Here is a 16,660-nt window from a genome sequence, read left to right on the forward strand (position 1 = left end):
CCCACTGAAAAGTGGGGGCCACAGACCGTGAACCTGTTAGCGCTCTAGAACTTAGGAGCCGCGGACCAGGTTACGCAGAACGTACTGCAAGATGCCGCCGTTGCGGTAGTAGTCGGCTTCACCGGGGGTGTCGATGCGAACTACAGCGTCGAACTCGGTGACCTTGCCGTCTTCAGCGGTGGCGGTGACCTTGAGGGTCTTGGGAGTGGTGCCCTCGTTCAGTTCGGTCAGGCCGGTGATATCGAAAGTTTCGGTACCGGTCAGGCCGAGTGACTCGTGGGACTCACCGGCGGGGAACTGCAGGGGCACAACGCCCATACCGATCAGGTTTGAACGGTGGATACGCTCGAAGGACTCAGCGATAACTGCCTTGACGCCCAGCAGGGTGGTGCCCTTAGCAGCCCAGTCACGAGATGAACCGGTACCGTATTCCTTACCGCCCAGAACAACCAGCGGAATGCCAGCAGCCTGGTAGTTCATGGAGGCATCGTAGACGGTGGACTGTTCGCCGCCCTGGGTGAAGTCGCGGGTGAAACCGCCTTCAACGCCGTCCAGAAGCTGGTTCTTGATACGGATGTTGGCGAAGGTACCGCGAATCATGACCTCGTGGTTACCGCGGCGGGAGCCGTAGGAGTTGAAGTCCTTGCGCTCAACACCGTTTTCAATCAGGTACTTACCTGCGGGGGTGTCTGACTTGAAGGAACCGGCCGGTGAGATGTGGTCGGTGGTGACCGAGTCGCCCAGCTTGAGCAGCACGCGGGCGCCCTTGATGTCCTCAACGGGGGTGGTTTCCATGGTCATGCCCTCGAAGTACGGGGGCTTGCGCACGTAAGTGGACTTGTCGTCCCACTCGAAGGTGGAGCCGGTGGGGGTCTCCAGGGCCTGCCAGCGCTCGTCACCGTCGAAGATGGTGCCATATTCCTTGGTGTACATGTCGGTATCGACTGATTCGTCGATAATCTTCTGTACTTCTTCGGGGTCGGGCCAGATGTCCTTGAGGAAGACCTCGTTGCCATCGGCGTCGGTGCCCAGGGAGTCCTTCTCGAAATCGAAGTCCATGGTACCGGCCAGGGCGTAGGCGATGACCAGCGGCGGTGAGGCCAGGTAGTTCATCTTGACGTCCGGTGAGATACGGCCTTCGAAGTTGCGGTTACCCGAGAGAACCGCGGTGACTGACAGGTCTTCGCTCTGGATGACCTCTGAAATCTCGGGCTCCAGGGGGCCGGAGTTACCGATGCAGGTGGCACAGCCGTAGCCAACGACGTAGAAGCCCAGCTTCTCGAGGTCAGGCAGCAGGCCTGCCTTCTCGTAGTAGTCGGTGACGACCTTTGAACCGGGGGCAATGGAGGTCTTGACCCAGGGCTTTGCGGTCAGGCCCTTGGCGGCGGCGTTGCGGGCGAGGACGCCTGCTGCCATCATGACCGAGGGGTTGGAGGTGTTGGTGCAGGAGGTAATCGAGGCGATGGACACCGCACCGTTCTTGAGCTCGAACTCGCGGCCGTCGGCCATGGAGACCTGGGCTGACTTGTCGGTCTCGCCGTCCTTGGCGTAGTTCTTGATGTCTGATTCGAACTGGCTCTTGGACTCTGAGAGCAGGATGCGGTCCTGGGGACGCTTGGGGCCTGCGATAGAGGGGACCACGGTGGAGAGGTCCAGTTCCAGGTACTCGGAGTATTCGACGTCGACGGAGGGGTCGTGCCAGAGGCCCTGTTCCTTGGTGTAGGCCTCAACCAGGGCGACCTGCTCTTCGCTGCGGCCGGTCAGGCGCAGGTATTCGAGGGTCTTCTCGTCGATGGGGAACATGGCGGCGGTGGAGCCGAATTCGGGGCTCATGTTACCGATGGTTGCACGGTTTGCCAGGGGCACCTGGCCGACGCCTTCGCCGTAGAATTCAACGAACTTGCCGACGACACCGTGTTCGCGCAGCATTTCGGTGATGGTGAGGACGACGTCGGTTGCGGTTGCGCCGGAGGGGATGGAGCCGGTGAGCTTGAAGCCGACGACGCGGGGAATCAGCATGGAGACGGGCTGGCCGAGCATTGCTGCTTCAGCTTCGATGCCGCCAACGCCCCAGCCGAGAACGCCCAGACCGTTAACCATGGTGGTGTGGGAGTCGGTGCCTACAACGGTGTCGGGGTAGGCGCGCAGGACGCCGTTGACCTCGCGGGCCATGATGGTGCGGGCCAGGTATTCGATGTTGACCTGGTGCACGATACCCATGCCGGGAGGAACGACCTTGAAGTCGTCGAAGGCGGTCTGGCCCCAGCGCAGGAACTTGTAGCGTTCGCCGTTGCGCTGGTATTCGATGTCCATGTTGCGGGTGATGGCGTCGGCGGTGCCGAAGGTATCGATCTGCACGGAGTGGTCGATGACCAGTTCGGCAGGTGCCAGGGGGTTGATCTTTGAGGGGTCGCCGCCCAGTTCCTTCACGGCCTCGCGCATGGTGGCAAGGTCAACGACACAGGGTACGCCGGTGAAGTCCTGCATGATGACGCGGGCGGGGGTGAACTGGATTTCGGTGTCGGGTTCCGCTGAGGGATCCCAGTTGGCGAGTGCCTTGATGTGGCCTTCGGTGATGTTGGCACCGTCTTCGGTGCGCAGAAGGTTTTCGAGTAGAACCTTCAGGGAGTAAGGCAGCTTCTGTGAGCCTTCTACTGCCTTTAGACGGAAAATTTCATAGTCGGTTCCGTTGACGGAAAGTACGCCCTTTGAACCGAAGCTATCCACAGTGCTCATATGTGGGACTCCTCTCGACACTGTCTTGCGATTGGCTCGTGCGCCGGTGGGCACCGTCGCGTCTGCGCGACGGGTGTGTGATGCTCGCTGTTGAGCCTGTGGGCACGAGGCCACTGCCTTTTAGTGTACCGCGTATCACGTTGTTCACATATTTTGAAGACGGTTCGTAAGCAAATGTTTCGTCTGCATGTTTCAGGTAGCGGACGCCCGCTCCACCTCGAGCGCGACTTTCCGGCTTTGGCAAGGAAAATATGCCGTTAATATATTGCGTTCTCGTGCCAGAATAGGGGCATGACAGTTTCTCCTGGACACCTGCACCGGGCACAAACTAGGCCTGTGGCAAACACACTCAATGTAGCCTTTCGGTGGCTTCTTATCGGTAGTGCTGCGGTTTTTGCGCTGGCCATCTCGGTAGCTCTAGCGCTTCCCTTCCCCGCCTCAATTCAGTTCGCGTCCCTCATCAACTGGGCGGCAGTGCTTTCTTTCCTTGCAGGTGCCGCTTCCCTATTGGGAGTGGGTATCACCGAGATTTTTCACAGTACATCCGCTGAAACGAAAACCAGCAGGGAGTATGTTAAGCCGACCCCGGGCGTCCGTCTGCCTCTTTCCTTTTGTGGGTTGGGGCTGGTGTTAGCTATCTACTACGGTTTGCATGTCTTTTGGTGGAACCCCCTAGCAACAGCCCCAGGCTACACCCTCAGCGAGATTTACAGCCTGATGAAGGAGACCAACCAATTTAGCCTCCTTGTCGTAATTGTGTGGGGCTTTATCGTTGCACTTCTTTTAGCCGCCCTGCCGAACGTGCACGAGTGGTTGCGGGGCATGGCATCCTACAGCACCAAGCGCGCTATTGGTTTCTGTTCTCTTGCTGTAGCTATCGCTTGCTTCCTTCTCCATTTGGGGTGGGGCTGGCACATGGGCGTGGGGCTGGCTGATACCTTTATAACCAGCGGTGCTGACTACTCCCCCACAGCTGTTCCATTTGGGGTAGCTACCCTGGTGCTCGGCGCACTGGGTATCTACGGGCTTTTTGCCCCTGCCCGCACCCGCTAGGCTAACCAGCCTGCTTACTGGCTTTCCCAGTCCGCGCGGGTGGCACTCTTGAGATAAGCCGAAGGTAGGATTCACGTTCTAGCTCATCCCCGTCTACGCGGGGAGCACAACAAGGACATCTTCGACTTCCAGCCCTACATGGGCTCATCCCCGTCTACGCGGGGAGCACTAGTCATAATCCAGGGCCCACTTCATATCCGTGGGCTCATCCCCGTCTACGCGGGGAGCACGGGTCAATCACAGTGCTCTGACCGCGCACAACCGGCTCATCCCCGTCTACGCGGGGAGCACCACCCGCCCCCGCATGGTGCATTTATGGTGCACGGCTCATCCCCGTCTACGCGGGGAGCACAAGGACGGACGCTGGGAACCAGGGAAATTCGTAGGCTCATCCCCGTCTACGCGGGGAGCACTGTAGCTTCAGCGCTCAAATGGGTGTTGAAGCGGGCTCATCCCCGTCTACGCGGGGAGCACGTCTTCTTCTTTCTTCTTCCTCGCCTTTTCCTCGGCTCATCCCCGTCTACGCGGGGAGCACCTCTCACACACTCTCTCTCGCTGCTGCTCTTACGGCTCATCCCCGTCTACGCGGGGAGCACCTCTGGTGGCTTCGTTCCGTTCGGTTCGTTGCCGGCTCATCCCCGTCTACGCGGGGAGCACGTGGGAGCCATGGTCCGGTGGCGTACTCATAACGGCTCATCCCCGTCTACGCGGGGAGCACCTGGAATTCTTCATCGGTCATGGCCGTGATTTCGGCTCATCCCCGTCTACGCGGGGAGCACTTTAGCCCCGCTCTTTTTGCAAGGGCCTTGTAGGCTCATCCCCGTCTACGCGGGGAGCACGCCCGCGCACCACTGGGCGAGAGTGGCACTAGCGGCTCATCCCCGTCTACGCGGGGAGCACACTGCCGCGTCAGTGGCGGCTTTCTCCGCGCCCGGCTCATCCCCGTCTACGCGGGGAGCACGTTATCGGGGGCTTTTTATGACTTTGAGTTCACGGCTCATCCCCGTCTACGCGGGGAGCACCCTGCTGCTCAGGCTGACACCCTCAAGCTGGACGGCTCATCCCCGTCTACGCGGGGAGCACACGCCCTAATCGTTATTGACTATCTGGGGCTTAGGCTCATCCCCGTCTACGCGGGGAGCACCCACCATGTCACTCTCAGCTCGCGCCATAGCCCGGCTCATCCCCGTCTACGCGGGGAGCACAGTTGGTCAAGAGCGCTCACCTTCTTCTCAGCCGGCTCATCCCCGTCTACGCGGGGAGCACCCAGCAGCCTGTTTTTTACGGTGCTATCACCCCGGCTCATCCCCGTCTACGCGGGGAGCACCTTGGCGCTATCTTCGAAGCCTTGGCGACTTCCGGCTCATCCCCGTCTACGCGGGGAGCACCCTACACTCAGTCAATGGGTAAGGACGGCTCTCGGCTCATCCCCGTCTACGCGGGGAGCACTGGAGCTTGTCGAGCTGGTTGAGGGCTCACAGCGGCTCATCCCCGTCTACGCGGGGAGCACTCCTTGCCTGCGGTGATCTCGGCGACGGTGGGCGGCTCATCCCCGTCTACGCGGGGAGCACATGCTCGACACCCTCCGCGAATACTCCCCACTCGGCTCATCCCCGTCTACGCGGGGAGCACTTCCGGTCTGAAATCACCCCGGCGCTGCGTGCCGGCTCATCCCCGTCTACGCGGGGAGCACGTGATGTTCAGCTCTTCTAACCCGGCGCTAATCGGCTCATCCCCGTCTACGCGGGGAGCACGCCCGCGCACCACTGGGCGAGAGTGGCACTAGCGGCTCATCCCCGTCTACGCGGGGAGCACCCCCCGCGAGCGTGGCGGGTGTTGGCGGTGGTGTTCATGGTGGGCTCCGGCTCATCCCCGTCTACGCGGGGAGCACCCAAAGTTCCAGCAATACAGCGTAGAGTACCCCGGCTCATCCCCGTCTACGCGGGGAGCACCGCAGCAAAGGCGGAAGTGACTCGCTGCTGAACGGCTCATCCCCGTCTACGCGGGGAGCACACGGGTAACGCTGACATGTTCAATATGGGCGGAGGCTCATCCCCGTCTACGCGGGGAGCACTAAGCATAAGCATCGGCTACGACGGAAATTGTGGGCTCATCCCCGTCTACGCGGGGAGCACTGCTGGTTCGTCAGCTCGTAGGAGCGCGTGACGGGCTCATCCCCGTCTACGCGGGGAGCACGACGCCGGATGCGGTCACCATATAGGTGAGTACGGCTCATCCCCGTCTACGCGGGGAGCACTTGGCTTCAGCTACGGCCTGAAGCCTCAGCTTCGGCTCATCCCCGTCTACGCGGGGAGCACGGCATGACGCGCATAACCGGGGGGAGGCGCACCGGCTCATCCCCGTCTACGCGGGGAGCACTCGAGCCATGCAGCCACAACTGCGGCTGACTCGGGCTCATCCCCGTCTACGCGGGGAGCACTTGTGGACCACCGAGCGAATCAGGTAGCCGGTCGGCTCATCCCCGTCTACGCGGGGAGCACCACGGTTTTGCAGGCCGGTGGTCATCTCACTAAGGCTCATCCCCGTCTACGCGGGGAGCACTTCCGTGGCCCCGCCCACGTGCCCGCGTACTACGGCTCATCCCCGTCTACGCGGGGAGCACACTTGCTGACATGGTAGAACACCGAGACAACAAGGAAATTTACTTTACTTTTAGCCGGCTAGCCCTCGATAATCATACCCGAATCTGCTTCCCGAAGAACTTCCAAGCCCAGTTCCTGCGAATAGCGCAACCTGTACCCGGCTAAGGAACATTCCATATTGGTATCTAGCAGAAGCACCAGCTCCCCTTTCAGTAGGTGATGCTGTTGCCAGGCAGAAAATTGATTCGTTTCTAAAGCCTTAAGGGCCAGGTCAAAAGGATTCTTGTTAGGTGCCCACCCCTTATCCGCAAACTGGTAGGGCAAACGGATAGAAGACCCTGCGAGCACGTTCGCCAGTTTCCAATCAGGTTTCTCTAAAGCGTCAGCCTCAAACATTAGATCCACGTATTCATCACCCAGTGGCCGGTAGGTCTGGCCACCATCGTCCGACTGCACCACCAGCACTTCCAAGGTATCGTCCGTATCACGCACTTTAGCCTGAGATTTCAGCTCATCGGCATCGCCCATTACACCCTTTTCACCAAAGAAATCACACAAATAGTCGATGCCTGAGCCAGGGCGCATAGAGTACGCGCCTGCTTTTCTCCGGCTCTCTGCTTCCTTGCTCTTCCATTCCTGGACGGCCTCCGCGTAGGTTTCAGCCCAGCCCTCAGGAACAGATGCCTGAGCAGAGTAAGCGCCCTGCACCAGTGCGCTTATATCAGCAGGAATCTGAAGTTTCTTACCCTCAAAATGAGGCATCAGCTGGGCATAGCTTGATAGCAGAATCGACCTGTCATAAATTTTTTCAGCAGATTCAGTAAAGACAGGGGCGGCATTTTCAGTTCCAAGTTCTTGGACACCGCGCACGTAGCACACCGGGTCAAGATGGTGGGGTGCCCTCTCCCCTGCCCTGTCATGACGGTGCAAACGCCCCATACGCTGTAGTACAAGGTCTACCGGGGCGTGGTCCGTAATCATCACGTCAAAGTCAATGTCTAGAGACTGCTCAATGACTTGCGTCCCCACGACCACAAAACGCTCGGGACGCCCGGCTCCAGCACGGCTCTTTTTGCCCAAAGCTTCAACAAGCACCTTCTCATTTTTGACGCGGTCGCGCGCAATGAAACGAGAATGTACCAGCATCAGCTCATGCGGAGCAAAGATCCCCTGCAAGTGTTCATAGACTTCCTGGGCCCGGCTCACCGTATTACAGATAATGGCGGCACATCCCCCATTATTTTCGAGGGGCGCAAGCACACTATCTAGCTCAGCAAAGGAATCATCAATGAGCCTGAGTGAAAATTCCTGTTGTTCCTTAGGCTGTTCGATCTCCCACTTCCTGGGTTCACCCGCGTTTTCAATGGAGACTGTATGAATCACGGGGTAGGAAAGATCCACGCTCTCCACAACAGGCTGAGAGACTTTAGCAGCTCCCCCGCGCCTACTTCTCCTAGCAGGCACCACACCTGGCTTAGACTTACGGAAACCCAGCCCCCGAGCGTAAGCCTGCATCAGCTTCTGCCTAGCTACCCCTGGCAAGGTAGCAGACATCAGAATCACGGGGGCCTGCATCCTGCCCAACCATTCCAAGGCATTTTCAAGATAAACATTCATGTAGGCGTCGTAGGCGTGAACCTCGTCGATAACCAACACTTTCTCGCCCAACCCCAAGTGCCGCAGCATCACATGTTTGCTGGCGAGCGCCATCATCAGTACCTGGTCTACAGTGCCCACTACAAAATTAGAGAGCACTCCTTTCTTGCGGGAAAACCACTGATGCGCAATAACCCGAGCCTCTTCCTGGTGGCCTTTACGCCCCTCATCAGCGTGGATACCTGCAAACCGCATACGACTAAAATTTTCGTTGAGATTGCTTTTTGAATGCCCAAGGAACATGGAGATTGTCTCGTTACCGTGGGCGGCTTTTCGCCCCCAGTCCGCGACACGGTCAAAGAGGGCATCCGCGGTGGCTTGGGTGGGTGCGGCAAACATCAGGCCGTTTTTGCCGGTGGTGTGAGCTAGGATCTCTGCGGCAACCAGGCCTGCTTCTGTTTTTCCCTGGCCCATGGGGGCTTCAATGCACATAAGCCCGGTGCTTTGGAGGGAGCGGGCGGCCTCCACTACGACCTTTTGCATGGGACGCAGGGTAGCACCTGGTGGGAGGGAGAATCTGCTGGAATAGATTTCTTCTGGGCTCAAAGCGCTGAGGTCTTCAGGTTGCCAGGGCTGGCTAAGGTTTAGCTTTTCAAAGGCCTCTTGGGGTCGGGTTTCCTGGTGGGTAACCTGCCCGTAGGGGAAGTAGTCGGGGTTGGAAGCTATCCAGTCGCACATGATGGTTAGCCCGGTAATGAAGAATTGGAGGTCAGGTTTCAAGCCGCCGTTTTCTAAGGCTTTTAGGATAGCGTGGCCTGCCTCCGTGGTTCTTTCGATGAAGCTGAGCAACTCGTCCCAGGCTTCTAGCCAGTTCTTAAATTTTGTGTCTTGCAGGACGCGTTGAACAAGCTCGGTGTCCCTGCCCTCAGCGTAGGCGGCCGCAGGTTTGCCGTGATGGGAGCCGCTCACCTGGGCCAGACTGTTGACGCTTGTTTCAGAAACAGCAGGGTACTTCTGTGCCAGCCAGTGCCTGATAATGCTATAGCTGTAGCGGGAGTGAGGGCAACGGTCTGTTACCTTGGTGAGGTCTAGCATAAAGTCATACCCAGCGTCCTCAATCCTTTGGCGGTAAACCAGAAGGTCAATATTTTGACGCGCATCTAGCTGCCCAGCGAATTCTGGGCTAGCTTTACCAATATCGTGGGTTCCCACCAACCAGGAAACAAGGGCTTGGGCTTCAGCTTCTTCAAGGTTCAGGCTTTTTTGAATCCACTGTTTGCTGCCGTCGGATAGCCAGTTCTCCCACAGATAGTGGGCCACCTGGGAACTATCCAGCATATGCTGGGCTAGGCTCATTCCTGTTGCGGGTGATTCTTCCTGCCCTGTCTTGGCCCAAAAAGTTTGAGCACCAGCAGATAAGGATTCGATAGGGTTAGTCTTCACAGTGGCGTTATCCTTTCGGGGCGCTCGTCAACTACTAGGCAGAACGGGGCAGATATTGTTCTAGGGCTTCTCTCACCACAACAGAGGGCTTAACCTTCCGCTCTTTTGCGTAGGCTGCTAGGCGTTCTTTAAGGTCTGGGGTTACTCGCGCATTGATAGTGGGAGACTTGCCATCTATCTCTGCGGCGAGAGAAGGACGGCCTCGGCTAGCAGCCTGCACTATTGCCTCCGCTTGAGCAACCCCCTCGGAGGTGCGGCCCTGGAATTGGGCGTTCTCTAAAGTTTCAAAATATTCGTCAGACTCCACCCAAGAAGATAGCTTCTGGCCAATAGCCTCTAGTTCCTCCAGGCTGTATTCCTTAGTCACCTTGGTAGCTCCTTTCCTCAGAGTTTTGCACAGCACGCATGTAGGTCTTCCCCCGTAACTTCATACAGTGGAAGATAACGGTTTGAGGGTCTATCACGTAGGTAAAGACCTCTAGCAGATCACCGTTGAGCGCTGGGCCGATGTAGAGATTCGGGTCTGGTAGATGCGCTATGCGCGAAGGTTCAAAGGCTGAAAGATAGTGCTGGTAGTTCTTTATAGCGCACAGGGCATCTGCTTCCGTGTAGCCATGCTTGGAAGCGCTGGGAAGAAAAATTACCTTCATCATTAATGTATCACAATATTCCTTCGAGTCGGGGGGGGGGGTAAATCTGCAGGTGAACGACAGCCCCACCCAAAATCCTCATGTAACCTAGAAAAGCACCGCCTATACGGTGATGACCCCTTGTAGATGAAGTATCTATCCAGGGATCACCTCATGCTCCTCGCGAAGACGAGATACTCTTATCCTACCCGAAGAGCAAAAAGTAATGAACTTGTAAATTAAATATCTAGAACCCCTTGACATGCCGCTCTAGACAGAATTAGGCTCTTACTCAAGAACGCAGGGCGATGACGCCATCAAGACTCGCCCACACAGCCCCTAGACAAAATTTTAGGAGGATAGAGTGAGCGAAGACACCATTCCCCAATTTAATCTCGTAGATTCACCCTGGATTAAGGTTCAGAAGACAGCCGGTGAGCTAGAACTTGTTTCTTTAGAGCAGCTCTTCCGCGAAGGCTATTCCATTACCAAGCTTGCTCATGAAAGCGCACTAGAAGACTCCGCTATGCTGGCTTTCTTAGAGCCCATTCTTCTACGCTCGTCCTTCTTCCACTTCGCAGACGCCGAAGACTTTGACCTAGCAGCCTTTGGAACTGAAGCCCGTCGAAATTGGATAGCCACCCTCAGAGAGAAGAAAGTAGGCAACTTTGATTTCGTACTGGACTACCTCCAGCATGAAGACATCAAACCCTACTTTGAACTCTTCCATCCAGAGCACCCCTTCATGCAGGTAGCAGACCTACATACTGAAAAGAGCACTTTCTCCCCTGTTTCCCGCATTCTCCTAGACTCTGATTCAGATCACTTTTCCATGCGCGCAGCTAGTGGCAAAGGAACCCTAGACTATGCCGATGCAGCCCGAAAGCTTATCACTGTACAGGCCTACGACTATTCCGGCATTAAATCCGGTGCAGTAGGTGACCCGCGCGTCAAAGGTGGCCGAGGATATCCCATTGGTGTTGGTTGGCAAGGCGCCACAGGAAGGGTTATTCTTCACGGAGAAAACATCTTTGAGACTCTCCTCCTCAACCTGCCTATCAGCCGACTCTTTGAGCCGACCATTAACGAGAACGGGGAGGAAGATTTCAAAATCGCCAATGACTTACCCGTTTGGGAACGAGAACCCTTTGATGGCGCTGCCCCCAGAAGCTACCCCAAAGAGATAACCACTCCTACCGGACCTTGTGACACCCTCACCTGGCAATCCCGGCGCGTCCGGCTGTTCCCCAAGAACGGTCAAGTTACCGGAGTTCTTGTCTCCAATGGAGATAAGGCTTCTGAGAAATTCCAAGACGGCATCGGCTGTGAAGACCCCTGGACCGGCCTTCGCTACAGCAAAAACCAGTCTAAAAAGGGACAGGAAATCTGGATGCCTCTACAGCACAACCAGGAGCGTACCTTCTGGCGAGGCTTAGATGCTCTCCTGGTCTTAAGTCCTAACCAAGGCGGGGACGAATACGCGCCCAAAAAACCTCAAACTATACAAGACCTCAGCCGCTACTTTCCTCACAATATGAAGGTACAGGTCCAGCTAGTAGGAGTTGTCTACGGCAACCAAAACGCTGTTATCGAATCCACCATCGATGAATCAATTCCCGTAGAACTAGCCCTGCTAACCGATGAATTCCCAGAACATACAGCAGCCATCCTTGAAAACTCCCAAAAGAGTATGGACGCTGCAATCCAGCTGGGACGCTTCGCCGGAAGTCTGCTGGAAGCTGCCGGTCAAAGCTACGAATTCCAGCCAGCGGCAACCGAAGCTGTACTTCACAGGCTCGAAAAGGAATTCCGCATCTGGCTTTCCCAGGTTACCCACGAAGCAAATCCACAAGAGCTTAAGGAAAGCTGGCAGAAACTTGCCTCTTCCTTCTTCAAACGGGAAGTAGAAAATATGCTCATCGGTGCAAGCTCGAAAGCCCTCATCGGCAGGATCAAGGATGACAAACTCATCAGTGCAGCAACAGCCCAACGAGCCTGCCATCGCGAGTTCAAAAAGATTTTTCCTCTAGCCTACGAAGACAAAACCCAGTAGAAAGAAGGCAACGATGTCTCATCCTTCTGAGACGGTGACACCTACCCTCTATAACTTTGTCACCCACAAAATCCATCGCCTCTACGGAGGACACAATGCAGGTTCCTCAGCGTCCAAAAAAGAGCTGAGCGACCTTCGTCAAGCAGTAGGTCAAGATCCTGCTAAAAACCCGCTAGCCTGGCAGTATGTCCTCACCGGCGATGAAAATATCGACTTTCCAGATAACTACCGAGGCCGAGGAGACGAAGCCAGCTACGGTGAACTAGCCACCTACATGGCCCTCACCCTCTACGCTGTCCACCAGCAATCAGAGCAAAGAAACATGCACACCAAAGACATTAGCTTTGGTTACTCAATAGGACAGCTTGTTGCAAAGCGCACCCCCTCCATCAAAAAACGCTTTGATGCCCTACTTCAGGCAAGGAACTTTAGCGGTATCGTCTACCACGCTCGTTCCCTGGTTCAGCTCCTCAAACAGGAAGAACTAACCTTCGACTATGGAAGGTTCACTACCGACCTCTACTGGCTCCAGCACCCCAGGCACCGTGCAAAAGTCATTACCCGCTGGAGCCGAGACTTTGCCTACGGCTACACTCGCCGCCCAGCAAATACCTCTACCAACAACTAACCCAAGAAACTAAAAGGAGAAATCATGAGCTTCTACATCGATATCCACGCCCTACAGACCCTTCCCCCCTCCAACATCAACCGCGACGATACGGGCTCCCCCAAGTCTGCTGTTTTTGGCGGGGTACCCCGCCAGCGTGTTTCTTCCCAGGCTTGGAAGTCTGCTATTCGTCAGGACTTCGTCGCCAACCTCGACACCGATAAGATGGGAATCCGCACCAAGCGAGTAGCCGAAAAAGTCGTTACCAAAATTCAGGAAATTTCTGAAGGATACGACTATGACCAGGCTCTTTCCGAGGTTGCAGAAGCTTTCAAAACAGTAAAAATTTCCCTGGCTGAGCCCAAAAAGAAGAAAGAAGAAGAGGCGCCGAAGACCCTGGAATCCGGTTATCTTCTGCTGGTCAGCAACCAGCAGATTTCACGCCTGGCCCAGGCAATCATCGATGTTGAAGGCAGCAAACTGAAAAAAGCGGATGTAGAAAAAATCCTGGACGAACAGCACAGCGTTGACATTGCCCTCTTTGGCCGTATGCTTGCTGACGCCCCCGACTTCAACGTTGATGCCTCCTGCCAGGTAGCCCACGCTATTGGCGTTCATGAGTCAGAGCCTGAATTCGACTACTTCACCGCAGTCGATGACGTTGTCCGCGACGCAGACGAAACCGGCGCAGGCATGATTGGCACCGTCGAGATGATGTCCTCCACCCTCTACCGCTACGCCAACATCAACTTCACCGGCCTACAGGCAAACTTGGGTGACAAGGAGGCCGCTGTAGAGGCCGCAACCCAGTTCATCAAGAGCTTCATCACCGCTATGCCCACCGGCAAGCAGAACAGCTTCGCTAACCGCACCCTGCCCGAGGCAGTAGTGGTTACCCTGCGTGATGACCGCCCAGTTTCCTACGTCAATGCCTTTGAAACCCCTGTCAAGGAGAGCGCGGAGAAGGGCCGCCGTTACCAGGCAGCCGCTGCCCTAGCCCATGAAGCACAGGAGCTGGCAGAAACATACGGTCTGGAGCCCGTCAAGAGCTACTTTCTTGCAGTAGGAGACCTCAAGGATGCCCTAGAAAACCTTGGCCAGGGCGTAAACCTCAAGGAACTCCTTTCCGCAGTTGAAAGCGATCTTTCCGAGGTGCTGGCAGACTAATGTACTCGCTACTCCTCAAATTCAAGGCGCCGCTACAGGCCTGGGGAGCTGAGAGCCGGTTCAAGGTCCGCCATACCAACAACGAGCCTACAAAGTCAGGAGTTATTGGGCTTCTTTCCGCCGCCCTGGGGCGCGACCGTCAAGAGCCCGTAGACGACCTGGCCCAGCTTGAATTCGCGGTGCGGGTAGACCACCCAGGTCAGCTGACTCGCGACTATCACACGGCCCGTAACTGGTTCGGTAAGGACAAAAATTCCCAGCTCAGTACCCGCTACTACCTGGCGGATGCTGTCTTTCTGGTAGCCCTAGCTTCACCCCAGAAAGCGCTCCTGGAAGAACTAGAAGCCGCCCTGCGGCGTCCTGTCTATCCGCTCTACCTAGGGCGGCGGGCCTGCCCCGCTAACCCTGATCTAGTACTGGGTATCAGAGAGGGCAACGCGGAAGAAGTTCTGCGAGCAGAAAATACCTGGTACGCACCCAAGTGGGCTCAGCAAAACGCCGGAGAGCTTGTCTCACTTGCGATCCTGCGCGATGCCCGCCTAGGCGAACCAGCAGATACCTTACGAGATATCCCGGTAAGCTTTAATCCAGAGTTCCGGCAGTATTCGCTACGGTCTGTTTTCCGGGCAGAGCCCTTAGAAATCAACAATCCTGAGGGAGAAACTGAGCCGGAGGACGAATTCATGAAGGTGGTTACTGAAGCATGAGTTTCTTTTCCCGCATACTCATCAATCCCCAGCGTCGTGAAGCGCGAAAGCTCATAGCCAGCCCCCAAGCCATGCATGCTGCCGTCCTCTCTGCTTTCCCGCCAGATGTGCAGGCGAGCGCAGACAGCCGGGTACTGTGGCGGCTCGATGTTAACGGCCCTTCCTATACCCTCTACGTTCAAAGTCCTGAAGAGCCGGATCTACGGCATATTCAGGAGGCCGCCGGCTGGGAGTCACGTCCTGCTGAAGTTGCTCATCTTGGTAAGTTGCTAGCCAGCCTAAGGGAGGGCCAGGCCTGGTCCTTCCGGCTAACTGGAAACCCGGTTAAGTCTCTTCCTGTAGAAAATGGGAAGCGTGGTAGGGTCGTCCCCCATGTTACTGCTGAACAGCAACTTGGCTGGCTAGTGCATAAGGCTCCGCAATGGGGCTTTAGGGTAGCTGAAGGCTCTGAGCCAGGAAGTTACCTGGCAGCTGTCACTTCACGATCTGACCAGCGTTTTAGCCGTGCTAATCCTCACGATGACGGACGACGTGCTTCTGTGACCCTCCGGCAAACCCAATTTGACGGGGCTCTTGTTATCACCGATGTAGACCTCTTCCGAGAGTCCATACTCAAGGGCATGGGCAGGGGAAAGGCCTATGGATGTGGTCTGCTTACTATCCGTAAAAATTCTTCCTAAGAATCTGGGATGCACACTTGTGTGCATCCCAGATTCTTTTATATCTCTCAGATCCAGGAGAAACCCATGATTGGTGCCACCCCACCCACCACCAAGGAACTCACCAGAAGTTCTGACCGGCTTTCCTTTATCTATGTTGAGCACAGCGTTATCCATAGAGAAGACAGCGCTATTACCGCAACTAATAGCCAGGGAACCGTGCATATACCTGCCGCTTCTTTAGGCGCTCTTATGCTTGGTCCAGGCACCCGTATTACCCACCACGCCATGATGTTACTTGGCGACTGCGGTGCAACCGCGGTGTGGGTAGGTGAGCAGGGGGTACGCTACTATGCTCACGGTAGCTCCTTGGCTAAAACCACTCGTCTGCTTCAGGCCCAGGCAGATAAGGTCAGTAATACTCGCAAGCGCCTAGCTGTTGCTAAGGAAATGTATAACATGCGCTTCCCCGATGAAGATGTCAGGGAACTAACAATGCAACAGTTACGGGGCAAGGAGGGCGCTAGAGTACGCCGTATTTACCGCCAGGAATCTGGTCGTACCGGTGTGCCTTGGGATAACCGTAACTACGACCCCAATGATTTTGATAACGCAGATGCAATCAACATGGCTCTCTCGGCAGCGAATGCCTGCCTCTACGGGATAGTTCATGCGGTAGTAGTTTCTTTGGGCTGTTCCCCTGGTCTAGGCTTTGTGCATACGGGGCATTCCCGGTCTTTTATCTATGATATTGCCGACCTCTACAAGGCAGAAGTAAGTATTCCTGCGGCTTTTGAGGTTGTTGCAGAAAGCAAGGAGGACGTGGCGTCCAGAGCCCGCCGTGCAGTGAGAGACAAGCTCCGGGACGGCAAAATCTTGCAACGTTGTACTAGCGATATTCAGAAACTACTTCTCAGCTCGGAAATTGCTGAAGAAGACTGGCATACCGACGTCCTTGCCCTCTGGGGAGATCGCGAAGAAACGATAGAAAGCAGGAGAAATTATGGGGAGGAAGCATGATTGTTGTTATCCTCTCAAACTGTCCGCCTGCTCTACGCGGTGATTTGACCCGTTGGCTTTTAGAAATCAGTTCGGGAGTCTATGTTGGCAAGGTCAGTGCCCGAGTACGCGAGCACTTGTGGGAGCGTATTATTTCTTCGGTACAGTCTGGTCGGGCGCTTATGGTCTTCTCTACCAACACAGAGCAGGGCCTAGATTTCAAAGTACACCGGCACCAGTGGGATCCCGTTGATTTTGAGGGCATAACCCTAATGCGTAGGCCTACGGTACCCAGCAAGCAGGTAGAGTCTAAACGTGGCTGGTCCAAGGCTAGTCGATACCGGTTGGGACGAAAAAGGTCGTAGAACAGAATTCGGCTCGTCCTGTCTCTGTGTGAGAGGCTGGTAG

At 56.0% G+C, this 16,660-nt stretch carries 11 protein-coding genes and 1 CRISPR repeat array; of the genes, 8 read left to right on the forward strand and 3 right to left on the reverse strand.

Annotated elements, in window-relative coordinates; genetic code table 11:
• Positions 1-51: 51 nt before the first annotated feature.
• On the reverse strand, positions 52-2,736 hold the full coding sequence (acnA, locus tag ACRCJM_RS02785) for an aconitate hydratase AcnA (RefSeq protein WP_431463726.1): 2,685 nt from the start codon (positions 2,734-2,736) through the stop codon (positions 52-54).
• Between the two features lie 336 nt (positions 2,737-3,072).
• Here acnA and ACRCJM_RS02790 point away from each other — a divergent pair, with 336 nt between their 5' ends.
• Positions 3,073-3,789 (forward strand): hypothetical protein, encoded by a 717-nt coding sequence (locus ACRCJM_RS02790; RefSeq protein ID WP_431463727.1) that lies wholly within the window; start codon positions 3,073-3,075, stop codon positions 3,787-3,789.
• An 80-nt stretch (positions 3,790-3,869) separates the two neighbouring features.
• Positions 3,870-6,412: a CRISPR direct-repeat array (repeat unit 28 nt; unit sequence GGCTCATCCCCGTCTACGCGGGGAGCAC).
• Between the two features lie 58 nt (positions 6,413-6,470).
• On the opposite strand, the gene cas3 is transcribed toward ACRCJM_RS02790, so the two are convergent.
• Both cas3 and ACRCJM_RS02800 read right to left on the reverse strand, forming a co-directional pair.
• A complete protein-coding gene (cas3, locus tag ACRCJM_RS02795; protein ID WP_185173069.1) occupies positions 6,471-9,431 on the reverse strand; it encodes a CRISPR-associated helicase Cas3' in 2,961 nt (986 codons plus the stop codon).
• Between the two features lie 34 nt (positions 9,432-9,465).
• Positions 9,466-9,798, reverse strand: a complete 333-nt coding sequence (locus ACRCJM_RS02800) for a hypothetical protein (RefSeq protein WP_431463728.1) — start codon at positions 9,796-9,798, stop codon at positions 9,466-9,468.
• Between the two features lie 626 nt (positions 9,799-10,424).
• Here ACRCJM_RS02800 and casA point away from each other — a divergent pair.
• The 7 genes from casA (at position 10,425) to cas2e (ending at position 16,617) form a co-directional block, all read left to right on the forward strand.
• Positions 10,425-12,113 carry a type I-E CRISPR-associated protein Cse1/CasA gene (gene casA, locus ACRCJM_RS02805; RefSeq protein ID WP_185173071.1) on the forward strand — a complete coding sequence of 563 codons (1,689 nt, stop codon included), beginning with the start codon at positions 10,425-10,427 and terminating at the stop codon, positions 12,111-12,113.
• Positions 12,114-12,126: 13 nt separating this feature from the next.
• Positions 12,127-12,741 carry a type I-E CRISPR-associated protein Cse2/CasB gene (gene casB, locus ACRCJM_RS02810; protein WP_237199526.1) on the forward strand — a complete coding sequence of 205 codons (615 nt, stop codon included), beginning with the start codon at positions 12,127-12,129 and terminating at the stop codon, positions 12,739-12,741.
• A 24-nt stretch (positions 12,742-12,765) separates the two neighbouring features.
• Positions 12,766-13,887 carry a type I-E CRISPR-associated protein Cas7/Cse4/CasC gene (gene cas7e / locus ACRCJM_RS02815; protein WP_431463729.1) on the forward strand — a complete coding sequence of 374 codons (1,122 nt, stop codon included), beginning with the start codon at positions 12,766-12,768 and terminating at the stop codon, positions 13,885-13,887.
• The gene (gene cas5e, locus ACRCJM_RS02820; RefSeq protein ID WP_185173074.1) at positions 13,887-14,594 is read left to right on the forward strand and encodes a type I-E CRISPR-associated protein Cas5/CasD; all 708 of its coding nucleotides are present in this window, start codon (positions 13,887-13,889) and stop codon (positions 14,592-14,594) included. The genes cas7e and cas5e overlap by 1 nt, the downstream gene beginning before the upstream one ends.
• Positions 14,591-15,274, forward strand: a complete 684-nt coding sequence (cas6e, locus tag ACRCJM_RS02825; protein WP_431463730.1) for a type I-E CRISPR-associated protein Cas6/Cse3/CasE — start codon at positions 14,591-14,593, stop codon at positions 15,272-15,274. Before cas5e ends, cas6e begins: the two co-directional genes overlap by 4 nt.
• Before the next feature lie 66 nt (positions 15,275-15,340).
• Positions 15,341-16,273 carry a type I-E CRISPR-associated endonuclease Cas1e gene (gene cas1e / locus ACRCJM_RS02830; RefSeq protein WP_185173076.1) on the forward strand — a complete coding sequence of 311 codons (933 nt, stop codon included), beginning with the start codon at positions 15,341-15,343 and terminating at the stop codon, positions 16,271-16,273.
• A complete protein-coding gene (gene cas2e / locus ACRCJM_RS02835; RefSeq protein ID WP_431463731.1) occupies positions 16,270-16,617 on the forward strand; it encodes a type I-E CRISPR-associated endoribonuclease Cas2e in 348 nt (115 codons plus the stop codon). Before cas1e ends, cas2e begins: the two co-directional genes overlap by 4 nt.
• Positions 16,618-16,660 lie beyond the last annotated feature (43 nt).

Origin of the sequence: Rothia sp. L_38, assembly GCF_050689125.1 — a bacterium.
Lineage (GTDB): Bacteria > Actinomycetota > Actinomycetes > Actinomycetales > Micrococcaceae > Rothia.

Bases quoted from the DNA above. Each gene is read 5' to 3' on its own strand.
- acnA (WP_431463726.1), bottom strand. From the start codon at position 2,736: ATGAGCACTGTGGATAGCTTCGGTTCAAAGGGCGTACTTTCCGTCAAC.
- casB (WP_237199526.1), top strand. From the start codon at position 12,127: ATGTCTCATCCTTCTGAGACGGTGACACCTACCCTCTATAACTTTGTC.
- cas7e (WP_431463729.1), top strand. From the start codon at position 12,766: ATGAGCTTCTACATCGATATCCACGCCCTACAGACCCTTCCCCCCTCC.
- cas5e (WP_185173074.1), top strand. From the start codon at position 13,887: ATGTACTCGCTACTCCTCAAATTCAAGGCGCCGCTACAGGCCTGGGGA.
- cas6e (WP_431463730.1), top strand. From the start codon at position 14,591: ATGAGTTTCTTTTCCCGCATACTCATCAATCCCCAGCGTCGTGAAGCG.
- cas1e (WP_185173076.1), top strand. From the start codon at position 15,341: ATGATTGGTGCCACCCCACCCACCACCAAGGAACTCACCAGAAGTTCT.
- cas2e (WP_431463731.1), top strand. From the start codon at position 16,270: ATGATTGTTGTTATCCTCTCAAACTGTCCGCCTGCTCTACGCGGTGAT.